This is a genomic window from Microbulbifer mixtoriginis (SeqCode) (assembly GCF_052466715.1).
On sequence record NZ_CP174288.1, the window covers coordinates 3,316,869 to 3,335,348 of the forward strand.

The 18,480-nt window shown below is 52.7% G+C and carries 17 protein-coding genes; 9 read left to right on the plus strand and 8 right to left on the minus strand.

The annotated features are described in order from the left end of the window. Window positions 1-39 precede the first annotated feature (39 nt). The 5 genes from rng to ACJJH9_RS14720 form a co-directional block, all read right to left on the minus strand. The gene (rng, locus tag ACJJH9_RS14700; RefSeq protein WP_444884024.1) at window positions 40-1,527 is read right to left on the minus strand and encodes a ribonuclease G; all 1,488 of its coding nucleotides are present in this window, start codon (window positions 1,525-1,527) and stop codon (window positions 40-42) included. After that, a complete protein-coding gene (locus tag ACJJH9_RS14705) occupies window positions 1,524-2,135 on the minus strand; it encodes a Maf family protein (RefSeq protein ID WP_444923219.1) in 612 nt (203 codons plus the stop codon). The genes rng and ACJJH9_RS14705 overlap by 4 nt, the downstream gene beginning before the upstream one ends. Before the next feature lie 96 nt (window positions 2,136-2,231). Then, the gene (gene mreD / locus ACJJH9_RS14710) at window positions 2,232-2,711 is read right to left on the minus strand and encodes a rod shape-determining protein MreD (protein WP_252083011.1); all 480 of its coding nucleotides are present in this window, start codon (window positions 2,709-2,711) and stop codon (window positions 2,232-2,234) included. Further along, window positions 2,698-3,540 carry a rod shape-determining protein MreC gene (gene mreC, locus ACJJH9_RS14715; protein ID WP_444923220.1) on the minus strand — a complete coding sequence of 281 codons (843 nt, stop codon included), beginning with the start codon at window positions 3,538-3,540 and terminating at the stop codon, window positions 2,698-2,700. The genes mreD and mreC overlap by 14 nt, the downstream gene beginning before the upstream one ends. 129 nt (window positions 3,541-3,669) lie before the next feature. Continuing rightward, the gene (locus tag ACJJH9_RS14720; RefSeq protein WP_020412569.1) at window positions 3,670-4,704 is read right to left on the minus strand and encodes a rod shape-determining protein; all 1,035 of its coding nucleotides are present in this window, start codon (window positions 4,702-4,704) and stop codon (window positions 3,670-3,672) included. 355 nt (window positions 4,705-5,059) lie between these two features. On the opposite strand from ACJJH9_RS14720, the gene gatC reads away from it, so the two are divergent. From gatC to ACJJH9_RS14750, 6 genes are all read left to right on the plus strand, one after another. Continuing rightward, window positions 5,060-5,347 carry an Asp-tRNA(Asn)/Glu-tRNA(Gln) amidotransferase subunit GatC gene (gatC, locus tag ACJJH9_RS14725; protein ID WP_444884020.1) on the plus strand — a complete coding sequence of 96 codons (288 nt, stop codon included), beginning with the start codon at window positions 5,060-5,062 and terminating at the stop codon, window positions 5,345-5,347. A gap of 71 nt (window positions 5,348-5,418) precedes the next feature. Then, entirely contained in the window at window positions 5,419-6,864 is a 1,446-nt protein-coding gene (gene gatA / locus ACJJH9_RS14730) for an Asp-tRNA(Asn)/Glu-tRNA(Gln) amidotransferase subunit GatA (RefSeq protein WP_444923221.1), read from the plus strand. 11 nt (window positions 6,865-6,875) lie between these two features. Further along, window positions 6,876-8,327 (plus strand): Asp-tRNA(Asn)/Glu-tRNA(Gln) amidotransferase subunit GatB, encoded by a 1,452-nt coding sequence (gene gatB, locus ACJJH9_RS14735; protein WP_444923222.1) that lies wholly within the window; start codon window positions 6,876-6,878, stop codon window positions 8,325-8,327. 64 nt (window positions 8,328-8,391) lie between these two features. Then, window positions 8,392-8,691, plus strand: a complete 300-nt coding sequence (locus tag ACJJH9_RS14740; RefSeq protein ID WP_252083016.1) for a PA4642 family protein — start codon at window positions 8,392-8,394, stop codon at window positions 8,689-8,691. A gap of 32 nt (window positions 8,692-8,723) precedes the next feature. After that, the gene (gene cysZ, locus ACJJH9_RS14745; RefSeq protein WP_252083017.1) at window positions 8,724-9,557 is read left to right on the plus strand and encodes a sulfate transporter CysZ; all 834 of its coding nucleotides are present in this window, start codon (window positions 8,724-8,726) and stop codon (window positions 9,555-9,557) included. Between the two features lie 148 nt (window positions 9,558-9,705). Next, entirely contained in the window at window positions 9,706-10,809 is a 1,104-nt protein-coding gene (locus tag ACJJH9_RS14750; protein WP_444923223.1) for a glycosyltransferase family 4 protein, read from the plus strand. Window positions 10,810-10,846: 37 nt separating this feature from the next. Here ACJJH9_RS14750 and ACJJH9_RS14755 read toward each other — a convergent pair whose 3' ends face one another. The 3 genes from ACJJH9_RS14755 to ACJJH9_RS14765 all read right to left on the minus strand — a co-directional run bounded on the left by ACJJH9_RS14755 (window position 10,847) and on the right by ACJJH9_RS14765 (window position 14,442). Beyond that, a complete protein-coding gene (locus tag ACJJH9_RS14755) occupies window positions 10,847-11,977 on the minus strand; it encodes a hypothetical protein (RefSeq protein WP_444923224.1) in 1,131 nt (376 codons plus the stop codon). Window positions 11,978-12,242: 265 nt separating this feature from the next. Continuing rightward, the gene (rhlB, locus tag ACJJH9_RS14760) at window positions 12,243-13,775 is read right to left on the minus strand and encodes an ATP-dependent RNA helicase RhlB (protein WP_444923225.1); all 1,533 of its coding nucleotides are present in this window, start codon (window positions 13,773-13,775) and stop codon (window positions 12,243-12,245) included. Window positions 13,776-13,824: 49 nt separating this feature from the next. Then, window positions 13,825-14,442 (minus strand): HvfX family Cu-binding RiPP maturation protein, encoded by a 618-nt coding sequence (locus ACJJH9_RS14765; protein WP_252083021.1) that lies wholly within the window; start codon window positions 14,440-14,442, stop codon window positions 13,825-13,827. A 126-nt stretch (window positions 14,443-14,568) separates the two neighbouring features. Between ACJJH9_RS14765 and ACJJH9_RS14770 the strand changes: the two genes are divergently transcribed. From ACJJH9_RS14770 to ACJJH9_RS14780, 3 genes are all read left to right on the plus strand, one after another. Further along, the gene (locus ACJJH9_RS14770; RefSeq protein ID WP_444923226.1) at window positions 14,569-15,282 is read left to right on the plus strand and encodes an alpha/beta fold hydrolase; all 714 of its coding nucleotides are present in this window, start codon (window positions 14,569-14,571) and stop codon (window positions 15,280-15,282) included. Between the two features lie 216 nt (window positions 15,283-15,498). Next, entirely contained in the window at window positions 15,499-16,890 is a 1,392-nt protein-coding gene (locus ACJJH9_RS14775) for an MATE family efflux transporter (protein WP_444910311.1), read from the plus strand. Window positions 16,891-16,976: 86 nt separating this feature from the next. Next, entirely contained in the window at window positions 16,977-18,479 is a 1,503-nt protein-coding gene (locus ACJJH9_RS14780) for a succinylglutamate desuccinylase/aspartoacylase family protein (RefSeq protein ID WP_444923227.1), read from the plus strand. Window position 18,480 lies beyond the last annotated feature (1 nt).

The following is an 18,480-nucleotide window of genomic DNA, read 5'->3' on the forward strand; positions in this document are numbered from 1 at the left end:
CGACCAACATCGAAAAACTGCGAGGAGGCTAATAATGATTTACACAAGAACAATGTCGTACTGCTCCTGGTTGTAAATGGGCTCTACTTGGAACTGTATGGGCCTGCGAATAAATTCCTCCAGATCGGCGACATTCGCCGACTCTTCATCCAGCAGCAGATCGATTACCACCTGACTGGCCAAAACCATGATTTTTTCACTATCGTAGGCGCGCGCCTCACGGATAATTTCCCGGAAGATCTCAAAGCAAACTGTTTCCGCACTCTTTAAGGTGCCGCGCCCCTCACACACAGGGCAGGGCTCGCACAGGATTTGCCCTAGAGATTCCCGCGTACGTTTGCGGGTCATCTCTACCAAACCGAGTTCGGAAACCCCGGTAATACTCGACTTAGCGTGATCCCGTTCAAGGGCCTTCTCCAGGGTGCGCAATACCTGACGTTGATGCTCAGGGTCTTTCATGTCGATAAAATCGATAATGATGATTCCCCCGAGGTTGCGCAGGCGCAGCTGGCGGGCGATTGCCGTTGCCGCCTCCAAATTCGTCTTGAAGATAGTCTCTTCCAGGTTGCGGTGACCTACAAATGCGCCGGTATTGACGTCAATTGTACTCATCGCCTCGGTTTGCTCGACAATCAGATACCCCCCGGACTTTAGCGTCACCTTATGCTGTAGGGCGCGGCGGATTTCCTCCTCAACCCCATACAGATCAAACAGGGGGCGCTCACCGGGGTAGTGCTCGAGTCGTCCAGCTATTTCTGGTGCATACTTGCCTGCAAATTCTGCCGCGCGACCGTGCGCCTCGCGGGAGTCTATACGAATCTTCTCGGTATAAGGGCGCGCAAGATCACGTAGGGCACGCATAAATAGCGGCAAATCCTCGTAAATTACGGAGGGCACTGCCCGCTCCTTGATGCGCTGCTCCAACTCCCCCCAAAGTTTGTAAAGAAAGGGGATATCCCGTAACAACTCCTCCTCGCTAACACCCTCAGCCACGGTGCGTAAAATAAAGCCTCCATCAGCGGAAAGGCCATCTTCGGCGAGACGTGACGAGGCGGCCTCCACCAGCTGACGCAAGCGCTCACGCTCGCCCTCATCCTCGATGCGATTGGAGATCCCGATATGACGAGTTTGCGGCATATAGACGAGATAGCGGGCAGATACTGACAAGTGGGTGGTCAGTCTCGCGCCTTTACTGCTAATAGGATCTTTTACTACCTGAACGACCAGGGGCTGCCCCTCCCGCACAAGAGCACGAATATCTGCAACTTCAGCATCCCTGGACTCCATCCCATCATCATCCAGGGGGGCGATATCAGAGGCATGGATAAACCCGGCGCGCTCCAGGCCAATATCCACAAAAGCCGCCTGCATCCCCGGTAATACCCGAATCACCTTGCCCTTATAGATATTGCCAACAATGCCCCGACGTGCACTGCGCTCCAGGTAGACCTCCTGTAGCACACCATTTTCTACCAGTGCCACTCGGGTCTCTGTTGGGGCAACATTGATCAGCAATTCTTCACTCAAGACTTGGCCTCCTGCCAGTAAGAAATCCCGGCCTGTTCCAGCATCGGAACTAACGCCTCCAAGGGCAGGCCAACCACATTGCTATAACTGCCGCTGATAGACTCCACTAACGCGGCTCCCATTCCCTGAATACCGTATCCTCCAGCTTTATCGGCGGGCTCACCGGTGTGCCAGTAGCCTTGAATACTCTGGACTGATAATTGGCGAAAGCGCACCCGGGTTTCCACCAGACAGCTGAATTGCCTGTGCTGACTGCGAAGACAAATCGCAGTCAGCACAGAATGCTCTCTGCCCGATAGGGCCGACATCATGGACTCAAAGTCAGTAAAATCCCGCGGTTTCTCCAGGAGACGCTCACCACAAAGTACGACTGTATCGGCCCCCAGGGCCCAGAGCCCGGCCTGTTCTGGTGTCGCCAATAACCCGGCCACAGATTTTTCCTGCGCCAAGCGCTGAATATATTCTTGGGGAGTCTCTGAAGCTTCTTTCTGCTCAGGCACCCAGGGCGGGCATTGGGAAAACACAACGCCTATTTGCTCCAGCAATTCGGCTCGACGTGGCGACCCCGAAGCAAGAAGAAGGCGATTCGAAGAGGTGATATTTGTCACTGTACTACATATTCCCTGTGGGCCAGCGGCTGATTATAGCGATACTGATCGAAAAATGATCAGAATTTTACATTGATTTACAGACTGACGAGACGCTCAACGAACCTGCAGCCGACTGCAGAGACGATGCAATAGCGGAGCAACCCAAGGCCATAGCAGGGCCGTGGTGAGTGCCGGCCATAAGAAAGTCAGGCCGGGAACGGTTTTTCCCTCCAAACCATGTACCCAGTTACCCACAACCTGGTGGATACCCACCAAAACGAACACCCATAGAAGCTGCTGAGCTGGATTAAAGGCCCTGGTACGCTGGTAGGTTAACAGGCTGAAATAGGCCAAAACTGCCAGAGCCAATGCATGGGTACCGAGACTGGCTCCGCTGATCAGATCTTCCAGGATACCCACCAGCCAGGCAAAACCAACGCCCAAGGCCTGAGGCATACGAGTAACCCAGAAAATAACCAATAGCGCCGGAAACGCGGGGCGGAACCACAGCCACTGCTGTGGTAAGGGCATAACCACAAGTAACATCGAGAGAAAGAGCGTGAGCGTGATAAACCAGCGATTATTCGCTTGCAAGGCCCTGCCCCCCACTCCCGATTACCGCCAAAACAAAGCGGCTGCGACTCATACGCCCGCGCGGGAGCACTTCCGCCTCGGCAAATGGTTGACCCGGGTCTCGGGAGACCGACATAACCTCGCCCACCGGGTAGCCTGCGGGAAAACGTCCACCGAGACCGGAACTGAGTAGCAGATCACCCTCGCGGATATCGCTGGTATTCGCAAGATGCCTGAGCTTGAGGCGATAGAGGTCACCGGTGCCCTCAACGACGGCACGCATACTGTTGCGTAACACTTGGACAGGAATTGCGTGGCTGGAATCAGTGATCAGGAGAATCCGGCTGAACGCATCCCCAGCCTCAATCACCTGCCCGAGCAAACCACTCGCATCCATCACCGGTGTGCCCACATCAATACCATGATCGCGCCCCTTATCGATCAACAGCACATGCTCAAGGGGGTCCGGTGAGACACCGATAACCTGGGCCACCAGCACCCGGTCATCAACCATTTCTGCCGAATTCATCAGCTCCTTCAAACGCGTATTTTCCGCCTTAACCGCAGCCAATAATTGGCTACGCTGCTCCAACAGCAATACTTGACGCTTGAGACGGTCATTTTCTTCAAGCAGCTCCTCGCGAGAGCGAAACTGCTCTCCAGCCCAATCGCCAACACGCTCTGGAGCACCAGTGATCCAGTAAAGAGGCGCTGTAACACCAGAAAGACGCTCGCGAGTAGACTGGAACCAATTGGTGTAGTGGTCTGCAACAATCAAGGCGATTGCTAGCGGCACCAATAATAGAAGGCGGAACTCAGGGGAGGGGCCGCGGGTAAAAAGCGGTTTCAAGGGCAGCCACCTTTGTACAGGTCAATGATTATTGATCTCACAATATATCGGATGTCACTGAAACGTGAAACTAACCGCCGGCAGGGCTACCTCATTAATTGTTAGGAAAACCCGCCAGCTTCAATCCACTCAGTTGGACATCAGGTACAAACGGCTACGATCCAACATATCCAGGGCCTTGCCGCCACCGCGGGCAACACAGGTAAGGGGGTCATCAGCAACGATCACTGGCAGACCTGACTCTTCCATCAGCAGGCGATCCAGGTCCCGCAGCAAGGCTCCACCACCGGTTAATACCATGCCGCGCTCAGCGATATCCGAAGCCAGCTCGGGGGGAGATTGCTCTAGGGCACTTTTCACCGCTTGTACAATACCAGTTAGCGGCTCTTGTAAGGCCTCAAGAATTTCATCGGAATTCAGAGTAAAACTACGGGGCACCCCTTCCGCCAAGTTGCGGCCGCGTACATCGATCTCACGAACTTCACTGCCCGCGTAGGCACAGCCTATTTCTTCTTTAATACGCTCAGCAGTGGCATCACCGATTACGCTGCCGTAGTTGCGGCGTACATAGTTGACGATGGCTTCATCAAAGCGGTCGCCACCAATGCGCACAGAGTCGGAGTAGACCACGCCATTGAGGGAGATAATGGCAATTTCAGTCGTACCACCACCGATATCCACCACCATAGAGCCGCTGGCCTCCTCCACGTTCAGGCCAGCACCAATCGCCGCCGCCATCGGCTCTTCGATCAGAGATACTTCGCGGGCGCCGGCACCCAGAGCAGATTCACGAATCGCACGACGCTCCACCTCGGTGGACTGACAGGGTACGCATACCAGCACACGGGGGCTTGGGCGCATCCAGCTGTTTTCATGCACTTTCTTGATAAAGTGCTGCAACATTTTTTCAGTCACTTGGAAATCGGCAATCACCCCGTCCTTCAGTGGGCGAATCGCTGTGATATTACCGGGGGTGCGGCCGAGCATACGTTTGGCTTCCACTCCAACTGCCTCAACGATTTTCTGGCCATTGTAGTGGCGGATCGCGACGACAGAAGGCTCGTCGAGTACTACGCCGCGATCGCGAACGTAAATCAGCGTATTGGCGGTTCCCAGGTCAATGGAGAGGTCACTGGAGAACATGCCCCGCAAACGTTTAAACATGGAATTCGATTACCTTGTACTAATTGTCAGCCCCCAGATCGGGCACTGCGGGCGCGGCTTATTTTATGGATACAAATCCTAGTTAGTCCGCGCAAATAATTCTGAGTTCCGAGCCGCATTTCGAATCGGAATTTACGCAATACGCCGGAGTCTCTGAGCGCCCGGCAGGATTGGGCAAACTCTAACAACGGCACCGGTTCAGGGCAAGGCTGAAGCCCGGCTAATCGATTGCAGATTTCCCCCTACAGCTGAGCCGGTGAGAATAGCGGCCTATTGTGCTAAATTTGCCGGCCCTGCCCCGTCCTTATACGGAGCAACCCAGATTCGCAACTGAAGCCGGAGGAGCTCTATTGCCATGGCTGTGGATACGCAAACCGTAGAGAAGCTGGCGGAACTCGCTCGCATCGCCATATCCGAAGAAACCATTGAGGAAGTCAGCGGCCGCCTCGGCGATATTCTTCAACTGGTGGACCAGTTACAGGCCGTCAACACCGATGGGGTCGCACCCATGGCGCACCCACTTGATGAAGTGCAGACCCTGCGAGCCGACAAGGTAACAGAGACTGACCAGCACCAGAGTTTCCTGAACTTGGCCCCCCAATCTGAAGAAGGGCTTTATCTAGTCCCCAAAGTCATCGACTGAACAGGCCCCCAGGCAAGCACCCAATTATTCGATTTCGCCCTGAGCCCGCCCAAAGCCTTTAAGGGAATAACATGCACCAGCTTACTATCGCCGAGATGATCCGCGGCCTGCAGAGCAAGGCATTCTCCAGTATGGAGTTAACTCGCCATCTACTTGCACGAATCCAACAACTAGACAGCAGCTATAACAGCTTTATTACCGTAACCGAAGAACTCGCCATATCGCAGGCCGAAGCCGCCGATCAACGTATTGCCAAAGGCGAAGCACCCACCCTGTGCGGAGTGCCAGTTGCTCATAAAGACATCATCTGCACCAATGGCATACGCACCAGTTGTGCTTCAAAGATGTTGGACAATTTTATTCCGCCTTACGATGCCACCATAGTGGAAAACCTCAACGGCGCCGGCACCGTAACTCTGGGCAAAACCAATATGGATGAGTTCGCCATGGGCTCCTCCAACGAAAGCAGCTATTACGGCCCAGTAAAAAACCCCTGGAATACCCGTTGTGTACCGGGCGGCTCATCCGGAGGTTCCGCTGCAGCAGTAGCGGCGCTGCTAGTACCTGGAGCCACGGCCACAGATACCGGCGGCTCCATTCGACAACCCGCCGCGTTGACCAATACCACCGGCCTTAAACCTACATACGGCCGTGTATCCCGCTGGGGTATTGTCGCCTATGCTTCCAGCTTGGATCAGGCAGGCCCTATTGCGCGCAATGCGGAGGATGCCGCTTATCTGTTGTCTGCTATGGTCAGCCACGACCCAAAAGATTCCACCAGCCTGAACCGTCCGCATGAAGACTTCACCGCGGGACTGAGCGACTCTATCGCCGGCCTCAAAATCGGAGTCCCTAAAGAGTACTTTGGGGAAGGCTTGAATGCTGAAACAGCCGCCCGCGTACAAGATGCCCTTAAGGAGTTTGAAAAACTCGGAGCTGAGCTGGTGGATATCAGTCTGCCACATACTGAGTTGGCTATTCCCGCTTACTACGTCATAGCCCCAGCCGAGGCCTCCGCCAACCTATCCCGCTTCGATGGGGTGCGCTATGGCCATCGCTGTGAAAACCCCAAAGATTTGCGAGATTTATATATGCGCTCCCGCGGTGAGGGCTTTGGCGAAGAAGTCCAGCGCCGCATTCTGGTTGGCTCCTACGCGCTATCCGCTGGCTATTACGATGCTTATTACAATAAGGCCCAGCAGGTGCGCCGACTGATCAAGCAGGATTTTGTACAGGCCTTTGAAAAAGTCGACGTAATTATGGGGCCCACCACACCCTCCCCAGCGTTTGAGTTGGGAGCCAAGGGGGCTGATCCGGTAGCCATGTACCTGGAAGATATCTATACCATCGCCACCAATTTGGCGGGCCTACCAGGCATGTCTATCCCCTGTGGATTGGTAAACAATTTGCCTGTAGGGCTTCAGATTACCGGTAACTATCTGGACGAATCCCGCATGCTCAATGTTGCGCATCAATACCAACAGGTTACCGACTGGCACCAAGCCAGCGCCGTATAAGGAGATCTATCGTGGAATGGGAAATCGTTATCGGGCTGGAAATTCACGTGCAGTTATCCACCCAATCCAAACTTTTTTCTGGCGCTAGTACCCGTTTCGGTGCGGCACCGAATAGCCAGGCCTGCGCCGTAGACTTGGCCATGCCCGGTACCCTGCCTGTCCCTAATGAGGAAGCCTTTCGCTACGCGGTTATGTTTGGCCTGGCGATGAATGCGGATATTGGTAAACGCTCTGTTTTTGAGCGTAAAAACTATTTTTACCCAGATCTCCCCAAAGGCTACCAGACAACCCAGTTGGAGCAACCTATCGTTGGGGCTGGCGAAGTTGAAATTCATCTAGAGGATGGCAGTAGTAAAAAAGTACGCTTGCACCACGCCCACCTAGAAGAAGATGCGGGCAAATCCTTGCATGAAGACTTCCACGGCATGTCTGGAATCGATTTAAACCGCGCGGGCACACCACTGATAGAAATTGTCTCAGAGCCCGATATGCACAGCGCCGCCGAAGCGGTTGCCTACCTGAAAAAAATCCACAGTATCGTCACCTATTTGGGCATCTCCGATGGAGATATGTCTCAAGGCTCTCTCCGCTGTGATGCCAACGTCTCTGTGCGATTAAAGGGAGAGGAAAAGCTGGGCACTCGCACCGAGCTTAAAAACATCAACTCCTTCCGCTTTGTTGAGCGAGCTATCAAGGTTGAAGCCGAGCGTCAGATCGATATTCTCGAAGATGGTGGCAGCATAGTGCAGGAAACCCGACTGTACGACGCAGATAAAAATGAAACCCGCTCCATGCGCAGTAAAGAAGTTGCCAATGACTATCGCTATTTCCCCTGCCCAGACCTACTACCCGTAGTGCTCACCGATAACTATGTCGAGCAACTGCGTGAACTACTTCCTGAGCTGCCCGATGCCAAAGCCGAGCGCTTCCAGTCAGAGTACAGCTTATCTGCCTACGACGCTGATCAACTCACTCAGGAGCGCGCCAGCGCCGACTACTTTGAAACAGTATGTAAATCCTGTGGGGAACCCAAACTGACCGCTAACTGGATTACCGGTGAGTTAGCCGCACTGCTGAACCGTCAGGAAATCTCTATACAGGAATCCCCGGTTAGCGCCCAGCAACTCGCCGGGTTAATCATGCGTATCAAAGACAACACCATCTCCAGCAAGATTGCCAAACAGGTTTTTGAAGCTATGGCACAGGGAGAGGGTAGTGCGGATGAGGTTATCGAAAAGCGTGGTCTCAAGCAGGTATCTGATACCGGCGCCATAGAAAAGATGGTAGAGGCAGTTATTGCTGCAAGCAGCGTACAAGTAGATAACTACTGCAAAGCCGACGAATCCAAGCGGCCCAAGATGATGGGCTATTTTGTCGGCCAAATCATGAAAGCCTCGAAGGGCCAGGCGAATCCACAGATGATCAACAAGATCCTCAAGGATAAGCTCGACGCTCTCCTTTAAACCTTTTTAACATGCGGCCAGGTTCAACCTACCTGGCTTTTTTCACAGAACTAAGGAAAAGATTTTGAGCCTAAAAAAAGACAAACAAAAAGTCCTCGGTGAAGTATTCGACGAGGAGCGAATTGCCGGCTTCCTGGTGGGAGAAGCACCAAAAAATACCAACCGGGATTTCCATTTGCTTGAGCGCGCCTACCGCAGTATGAAAGCGGAGAGTTTTGCCACTTTTGTACAACTATTTCTCGCCGAAGGTCACGACCTCAACAGTATGGATCCGGATGGAAAAACCTTATTAACCCGCATTAGTGAACACCGCCAGAGCAGCGAGTACATAGAAATACTAAAAGCCGCCGGTGCTAAACACTGATTGGCCGCCGCGCACCTGCGAGAGGTAACTTTATGACTTCAAATCCAGTCCATGGTATTGACGCGCTAATGCGCGGCGCCCGCCTATTAACCAAGCGTGAACTACGCCCCTTTATCCTGGTTCCCCTGCTGATCAACCTAGTGTTATTTATCGTGATCAGCGGCATCATGATTACCCAACTCGGTGGTCTCAGTGAGTTTATCAGCAGCCTGCTGTCACACACCCCAGTGGACACTACCAATATGTCCTGGTGGGAAGCCGTGATGGCCAAAGGTGCCGCCTGGACCGCCAGCGTTTTTCGTTGGCTCGCCTGGATCATTGCAATTTTGGTGCTGTTTTTATTTTTCCTCGCCTATGGCTATTTGTTTGGGATAATCACCAATATTATTGCGGCCCCTTTTAATGGCCTACTGGCCGAGAAAGTTGAAGAACTTCTCACCGGTAAAGCACCTCCTGCAGAACCAATGATACAGATGGTATGGCGCACACTGGGACGGGAACTGCGCAAGTTAGGTTATTTTATTTTCTGGGGAGTGATCATTTTTCTGATATCCACAGTAACCAGCTGGACCATAATTATCCCTGCCGTATTAGCTGCAGTTTGGGGTGCCTGGTGTATGGCAATACAATATGTTGACTACCCTCTCGATAACCACCAGCGTCCTTTTGACGAACTAAAGAGCGTACTACGCAGGCGCAAACTAACCAGCCTCGCCTTTGGTGGAAGCGTAATGCTGGCCAAGATGGTGCCCATTTTGAATATCTTCGTAATGCCTGCGGCAGTGGCAGGGGGTACCGCACTCTGGGTAGAGCGACTGCGCAGGGAGGGAGATCCTGGCACAAACTCTCACCAATACCCGGCCTAGATAGGAACAAGGTAATTGTCTGTCTCTTGATCTCTAGATGAATGTTTCTTTAACTCCAGTGAGTGGCAGAATGAGTCTGCTTCTCACTAAAAATGCATCACACTGGCTAGGCAGTTACTCACCCACCTAATTATTAGTACAAGCGTTAATGAATATCCTAATGGTTACCAATGAATTCCCACCCTCCATCGGTGGGGTTCAGACTCATGTGCTCGAACTCTCTAGAGCGCTTGCCAAGCTTAATCACTCAGTACACGTACTGACCAGAAAGCCTTATGAGAACACTCCCGAAACTGACTGTTTTGACGATGTAACTGTTGAGCGCCTGAAGTTGCCAGACAGTCACCTACTCTACGACTGGCTATTACGCAGAAAAATTCGCCAACAAGTACGTGAACGTAAAGTTGACATTGTGCATGTGCACGGCATGCGTCCTTTAAATGCCTGCAAGGGGCTAGATGTTCCCGTTATTTTCACCAATCACACCTCCTCATTTGTCAAAAGAGCACAAAAAGGGAAGAAAGCGCTCAAGAAGATGCGCAAACAATTGGATATTACTTCTAGCATACTTGCTGTCAGTGAAACCCTTATTGCCAACACTAGAGAAACGGGTTACCAAAAACCGATAAGCTTTACCTGTAATGGTGTAGATACTTCTGTATTTCATCCGGGAGAATCCTCCCTCAGAGAACAATTATCGATTCCAGAAAGTGCTTATGTTATTGCTATCGGCTGCCGACTCGAACGGGTAAAAGGTGTGCGTTTTTTGGCTGCGGCAGTTGCAGCGATTGATGACCCTCAACTGTATCTGGTTGTTGCTGGTGAAGGTAAAGAGTCAGCAGAAATTAAAGAGTTACTAAAAGATAAAATAAGCTCAGGACACGCACACTTTCTCGGTAATGTCAGCAACAAGGAGATGTCAAACATTTACCGCGCCGCAAACGCCTCTTCGCTACCTTCTTTTATGGAGGGAATGAGTATCGCCGGCCTCGAGGCAATGGCCTCGGGACTCCCCCTGATAGCCTCAAATGTTGGCGGCACGCCTTATATTGTCAACGATGGCATTACAGGCATTTTGACAAGGCCTGGCTCTGTGGAGGATCTACAAGGAGCCATTAAGCAACTAATGAGTGACCGAAATTTGAGTAATCGCATGGGGAATGCCGCACTTGCCGTGGTACAAGAGAAATTCAGCTGGGAGAAAGTTGCCTACCAAGTACTCGCTCACTACAAACAGTTGACTCGCAAATAGAAAACCAGCTGGTATAAGAGAGCACTTTTAGTAGAAATCAGCTGCGAAGAGACCACAACCGGGGCACATCAACTGGCTTATCCTTAATAACGGGGGACAAGCATCTCACAATTCCTTCAAGCTCACGTAATAGCAATGGGTTTTCGAGGTACTCTCCCATCAGGCTTTGCAGAGATTCTCTTAACAGAGCATCGCGCAACTGATGGGGATGCCTCACACCGGCAGATAGAATCTGCGGTAACCAAGAGGATAAATCCTGCAGGGTTAAATAGTCATTTCCCTCTTCGGGATATCCAGAAAAATCATCACTAAATGCCAAACCTGAAGAATGTTTGAGGAAATGACTGTTAAGCGATTTATTACAGCACTCAAATCGTCTAAAGAAGCGCTCTGCCTCAACTTTTGCAGGGAAAGGCTCCGAAACTTCCAACCTCATCATCGGCTTGAGTTTTTTAATCTCCGACTTAGAAACGCCAAGCTCTATTAACTTATTAGTTAACAGAAATTCCTTTCGACCGACTCCCTCATTCACACGAACAGATGGGATGCAAAAATTCACTCCAAGCAATGAGCAAAAATCACTAACTACATCGCCTTCACGCAAGAGTTCAGCAGAGAAATCCCGCACATTCAGGGCAGCTTCCCCAAAAACTGCAGACCATATTTTTAACTTTGAAAAATAGTCAAAATACATCATTAAGTCAGTATTGAGATGTGAGAAAGCACCTTCGCAATGCCCAAATAACAAGCTGGAGGGACTGACATCAGGTGCTGCCGCCCGTGCAGCCTGTCTTTTAAATGAGAATGCCTGTAAATCCTGCCGTCGCAAATAAACAACGACTTGGCAGCGGTCGAAAAATTTTCGACACTCCTTGTAGAGACTATCAATATCTTCAAAAGTATGCAGAAAACACAGGTGCTCCGCAGACACAACGACATTATCACCGCGACTTGATGCCAGTAAGTCACTAAGCCGCCGGTTCAGACGATAGGACATTCGACCATTTTTTTTCTGGAAATCGACAGTACGAGAGGAACTCCCCTTTTTCCCCAAGGAAAGAAACTCTATACCTTTTGAACTTAATAATTTGGTGGATTGTTTTAGAGCAAGCTGCAGTGCACTAGAGCCAGTTTTATGAAAACCGATATGTAGGAAGAGAGTTCGCATTCGAATACTTTTTGATTTTACATAGGTAAAAAAACATCCGAATTCAAGGCTGTGTCAAACACCTGAACAAATGGGGCAGCCCACGGAGTGAAAATCCCAACAACAGGAAAAATCTATATCAGTGTAGTTCAAGGAGAGAAAAGGGAGGTCAGAAGAGGGAAAAAGGCAAAAACTGATGCACTCATTACTTATTAAGTAGATAAGGTATGTTTCCAATTACTAGAAACGCCAATAGGCCTTTAGCGGCCTATTAGCTTAGATGGAGTCAATGACGAGAACGCCCCCGGCCACCACCGCGACGGTTACCGTGCCCTCCACGATGGTCCCTATCACCACCACTGCGACGCACTTCGACTCTCGGGGGTTCCTGTAGTAGCTCTTCCGGTGGGACTTCACATTTGAGCTTCTGCCCCAGTAACTGCTCGATCGGCTCCAGACGCATAGCATCATCCTCACAGGCAAAGCTGATCGATGTTCCAGTCTTGCCAGCACGACCGGTGCGGCCGATGCGATGAACGTAATCCTCAGGCTCTTCGGGAAGCGTGAAGTTCACCACATGACTAATGCCGTCGATATGGATACCGCGCCCGGCGACATCCGTGGCTACCAACACCTTGGTTTTACCCGACTTGAAGTCGTCGAGAGTGCGTACACGCTTGTTCTGTGCTACTTCGCCGGAGAGTAGACCGGCGGAAATGCCGTGGGCGAGCAGGTGTTCATGCAAGCGGCGACACTGGTCACGGCGGTTGGCGAAGACAATCAGACTGTCCACCTCATCTCGCTGCAAAATATTGTAGAGGAGTGCGTACTTCTCCTCACTAGCGGCCAGATAGACATGCTGCTCGACGGAATCAGTGGCAACCCGTTCAGGTTCGATTTCTACCACTACCGGCTCTTCGGTCCATTGCTCCACTAAGTCATCAACTTCGGGGGTGAAGGTGGCAGAGAAAAACATGGTTTGGCGATGAGTCTTGCGAGGTGTCTGACGTACAATCCTACGAACCTGGGGAATAAAGCCCATATCCAGCATGCGGTCGGCCTCGTCGATCACCAGCACTTCCACTTGATCCAGGAAGCAATCGCGGTTGCCGACAAAATCCAATAGGCGCCCCGGTGTCGCCACTAGAATATCCACTAATCGCTCATTCAGATTGCGCTGTTGCTTATCGTAATCCATCCCCCCCACCAGGGTATGGATTTCCAAGTCGGTGTATTTGCACAACGCCTTGGCATCATCGGCGATCTGCATTACCAACTCGCGAGTGGGAGCGATGATCAGGGCGCGGGCTTCACCGGCGTAACGCTCACCATCAAAGGGATGACGCAACAGATCATCAATGACGGTAATTAGGAAAGCTGCGGTCTTGCCAGTGCCTGTCTGGGCCTTGCCCACCAAGTCGTGGCCATTCAGGGTGTGAGGTAGAGAATGGCCCTGGATTGGCGAGCAGTACTGGAAACCCAGGTCGTGAATACCACGCATTAACTCCGGCGGCAGGCCCAGGTCATGGAAGCGGACCTTGCCCTCTTGCTCTGGAACCTTGAAATCACCCAAGGACCAGGGCGTTGCCGGGGCCTCCGCCTTAGGAGAGCGAGAACGCTGACGTCCCCTCTGGGAACTTTTGCCGCCGCTCCGGCGCGAACCTCCCTCGCTCTGGCCAAATTTCCCCTCGGCTTTTTGGCCCCCACGAGGCTTTTTAGAGGGATTCTGGCCACTTTTACGCTGCTGGGAGTGCTCGTCTCCCTGGCGGGGAGTCTTCTCCTCAGAGGAGGAGGAACGGCGGAACAACTTTCCTATCAAGTGAAATACTCGCTCAAATGTTCAAATAATCGGCGAGTATACCACCACTCTAGGTGGATTCTCGCCCACTACAGTGGCGGCACAGCCAATAATCAATACTAAAAAAGCGCCCCGCCCCACTACATAACAGTGCCAACAACATAATGAAGTAGGTCGCAGAAAACTCTATGCCGTTCTTCAGAACAGTAAAGCTACCCTTCTCGGATAACCACTCATAGTTGCCGTGCTCTTTTAAGAGTTCTATAGCCTTCTCTTTGCGAGTGATGGCTTCATCAATCAGGTCCTCGCGCCACTCCCAAGGAGCAACCAGAGTTTTATCCGGCAGGGCTGACCATCCATTCTCCCAGTGTGCTGTAAACGCCGCCACCGCCATCACAAACATTAAGGGGATCGCCACCAACCTAGTGGCAAACCCCAGTAGGATGGCAATACCACCAAAAAACTCCGTCAATGCCGCTGCCCAAGCCATAAACAGTGGTGCCGGCAGGCCAAGACCCCAGTCGGGGTTACCAAACCAAGCGGCCACACTATTGATATCCCCCATTTTATTGAGGCCCGCCAAAATAAAAATCGGCGCCAAATAAATCCGTAGTGCCAGAGGCCCGAGCCAGTCGATTTTCTGCACCCAATGCACAAAGCAGCCATACCAACGACCCAGGGTATTCATAACAGAACCATCCTTTTCACTCTCTTTTCAGTATATGTGTTCACTTTAGTCGAGCGGCCCAGGCATCTCTTACACTGCCTCCAACTAAGCTTGTTCTTCCAAATCGCGGAATGGAGTAAATGCATAGTGAATACCTACGTACTGGTTCATGGCCTATTTCTCGGGGGATGGTGCTGGGGCCCCGTAGCCAGGCTGCTGACTGCCAACGGACACCGGGTATTCACCCCCACCCAGACAGGCCTGGGAGAGAGACGTCATTTACTTTCACCCACAATAGGTATGGATACCTTTATCCAAGACCTGGTGAACGTAATCGAATTCGAGGAATTAAACCGAGTGATTTTAGTGGGGCACAGCTTTGGGGGCATGGCGGCCGCCGGCACCGCTGACGCACTTCCCGAGCGCATTCGCCATCTCGTTTACCTGGATGGTGCCATTCCCAATCCCGATCACGCTTTTGCCGAACAACTACCGCAAGATATCCTCACACAACGCCTGGCAGAGGCAAAAGAAATTCACGGCACCCGCTGTTTTTTACCGATAGATCCGGCGCAAATGGGGATTAAGAAGCAGGATGTTCAAAATTGGCTGCGCCGGCGTATGACCCCTCACCCCGTGAAAACTTACTTGGATCCCATCCAAATGAGACTCCCCCCCGAGCAAGGACCGAGCTGTACTTTTATTCGCTGCACCAAGCCCTACTACCCCCCAGCCAATGTAAGCGGTGAGCGCGCGCAAAAGATTCCCGGCTGGCACTACAGAGAAGTTGCCGTCAGCCACGGTTGTATCTTTCTCACACCGCACAAAGTCGCCAGATTATTGCAGGAAATTCCTCTGTAGCCGCTGGGAGAAAACATGATTTAGCCGTAGAATATTCCGCCTTTATGGCGACGGGAAATTCTTGCTGTCAGCTCCCATCCAGCTCCCCCGCTTTGCTTTAAAGATCATTTGGCACAACCGACTGCCTCAATAACATTTTCTGCCCAGCCCCGGCTGAACTTGGCTGATATACCAAAATCATCGACAGGCTCTGCCTTAATAAACTTGGTTTTTCCCTTGCTCAAGATTTACCGACGCGCCATCTCCACCGAACTCTCCCACCTCACCACACTGGGGGGCCCCTTAGTAGTCAGTAACTTGGCAGTGGTGAGCATGGGCGTTGTGGATACCATTGTCGCCGGTAACGCCGGGGAGGTAGACCTGGCCGGCTTGGCGCTGGGCTCAAGTATTTGGGCTGTATGCGCAGTTACCCTGATCGGCCTGCTCGCTGCAGTATCCCCGGTTGTTGCCCACTTGCGCGGAAGTCGCGATGAGGAAGGTTGTGCTGCCCAGTTAAACCAAGCTCTCTGGATTGGCTTGATCGGCGGCATATTAGTGCTACTTGCCCTGCTCGCGGTGCCAGTGTGGAGCCAGTGGATCAAAACCGAGGAGCCTGTTCGACAGGTTTTACAAGGTTATATCCTGGCACTCACGGTAGGCACCCTACCCTTTGCCCTCGGAACCGCACTGCGCGGCTATTGTGAGGGTATGGGACAGGTGCGCCCAGTCATGCGTATTTATCTGGCCGCCGCCCTGCTCAATATCCCCCTGGATATTCTCTTTGTATTTGGCGCCGGCCCTATACCAGCTATGGGCGGTGCCGGCTGTGGCTGGGCAACCGCAGCGGTAAGTACCCTGATTGCTATCGCCCTGTTTTGGCATGCCGCCACAGATCCTGTATACCACCAACTCAAGCTAAAGCTGATACCACCCAGGCCCAACTGGCCCATTTTGAAACATCTTTTGGCTGTAGGACTGCCGGTATGTGTCGGCGCTGCCAGTGAGGTCACATTTTTTGCCAGCTTGACGATTCTGCTCGCTCCCTATGGCGCAGCCATAGTGGCAGCACATCAAATCGGCATGAGTATCGGCTCGATTTTTTACCTGGTAGCCCTGGCGCTAGCCCAGGCCCTGAGCATCCGCACAGCACACTTACTCGGCCAGAAGCGCCCCAAGCGGGCACTGTTTGCCGGCAAGGTGGGGATTGGCAGTGGCGTCGTGTATGCCCTCGGAACAGGTGTACTACTGATCACCTTTCGCCATCTGTTTGTACAGGCTTATACCAACAATGCGGAAATTATTGCAGTGGCAAGCAACCTACTACTGCTCTGTGCCGCCTACCAATTGGTAGACGCCGCTCAAGCCATGGCCTGGGGAGCACTGCGAGGTTACAAAGACACCCGCGTTCCCATGTATATACAGCTGTTCTCTTACTGGCTGGTAGGGCTCTCCAGCGCCTATTGGCTGGGCGAAAATTTCTGGGGCGTTTATGGCTACTGGACTGGTGTTTGTATCGGCCTGGGCACCGCCTCGATCCTATTGGCGCTTCGACTGCGCCGAACCAGCCGCAAAGCCATTGCCAAAACCTGGGGAATACAGGTTGGTTCACATTCCCAGGGAACGCTTTGACTATACTGGCGCTCCAAGTCCCCAAGCGTGCCGGGCAACAACAATAACCGGCACCGCCCGCACAAGCAGTTAATCGGAGTTACCCAATGATCCCGCGCCTTTTTCCCAACGGGCCTCGGCGCCTGTTGAGCCTTGCCCTGATTTTGGCCTCAGCCCAGAACTGGGCAGTGAGTGCCACCACCGGCGAGCAAGAAAAACCCAGCGTGAAGGCACAGGAAAAAGAGCAGGAAGGCGCCACCTCAAAGGCGGAAAACTTGCAATTGGACCAGCCGGTGATTACCGAGCTGGGCCCACCCAGTGGCGCCGCGGAACCAATTATTGATACGCAGGCCAATGGGGAAGCCCCCCCTCAGAAATCACTGCCCCAGGCGGAAAATCTGCAGTTAGACCAACCCATCAATGAACTGGAAGCACCGCCTTCAAATAAAGAGCCGCAAACCAGGCCTACAGTAGATACATCCACTCAGCCAGAATCATCCCCTACCGGCAATATTTCTATAGAAGTGGAAAAGGCCAAGCCCCTGCGCTTGCTCGGTGCCGAGGTAACCCCGGCAACCTCCACCCGCCTGGCCTGGTCTCCCAGTCAACACTTTGAGGGTGTCTACAGCCCCACCGCCGTCCTGGTTGTCAACGGTGCCAAACCGGGACCGGTACTCTGCCTGACCGCAGCGGTCCATGGAGATGAATTAAACGGCGTAGAAACGGTGCGCAGGGTCATGTACGACCTCGATGCTGAACAGTTAAGTGGCGCGGTAATCGGCGTGCCTATCGTTAATCTGCAGGGCTTCCACCGCAGCTCACGCTACCTCACCGACCGCCGCGACCTGAACAGGCACTTCCCCGGAGACCCTAATGGCTCTTCTGCCTCACGGATTGCCAACTCCTTTTTCCACGAAGTCATCAGCCGCTGCAATGCAGTGGTAGACCTGCACACAGGCTCTTTTTACCGCACCAACCTGCCGCAGTTACGCGGCGACCTCACCAACCCCAGAATCGTGAAAATGACCAAAGGTTTCGGCTCCACTGTGGTACTCCACAGCGCCGGGGCCAAAGGCACCCTGCGTCGCGCCGCGGTGGATGCGGGTATCCCCACTGTAACTCTGGAGGCTGGCGCGCCGATGGTGCTGGACGAGCGCTCCGTTAGCCACAGTGTGAAAGGGATTCGCACCCTGCTTAACCAACTGGGTATGGTGAGCAAGTTCCGCCTATGGGGTGATCCCGAGCCCGTGTACTACAACTCCACCTGGCAGCGGGCTTCCACTGGCGGCATTATTTTTAGTGGGGTTCAGTTGGGAGAGTTTGTGCGCAAGGGAGATCTACTGGGCACAGTGACCAATCCCATCACCAATGTGCGCACAGAAATTCGCTCGCAGCACAACGGCCGTATTCTCGGCATGGCGCTGGATCAGGTGGTGCAACCTGGCTTCGCCGCCTACCACATCGGTATCCAGGCTCCGCAGGAACAAATCAGCCCGCCCGAAGAGGTCATCCCAGAAGAGGCAGCTGCACAAAAAACCCAATCTCCAGATACCCAAAAAACAAGAGTATCCGACAATAGCGCCGCGGACCTCCAAGGGGACGAGGACTAGC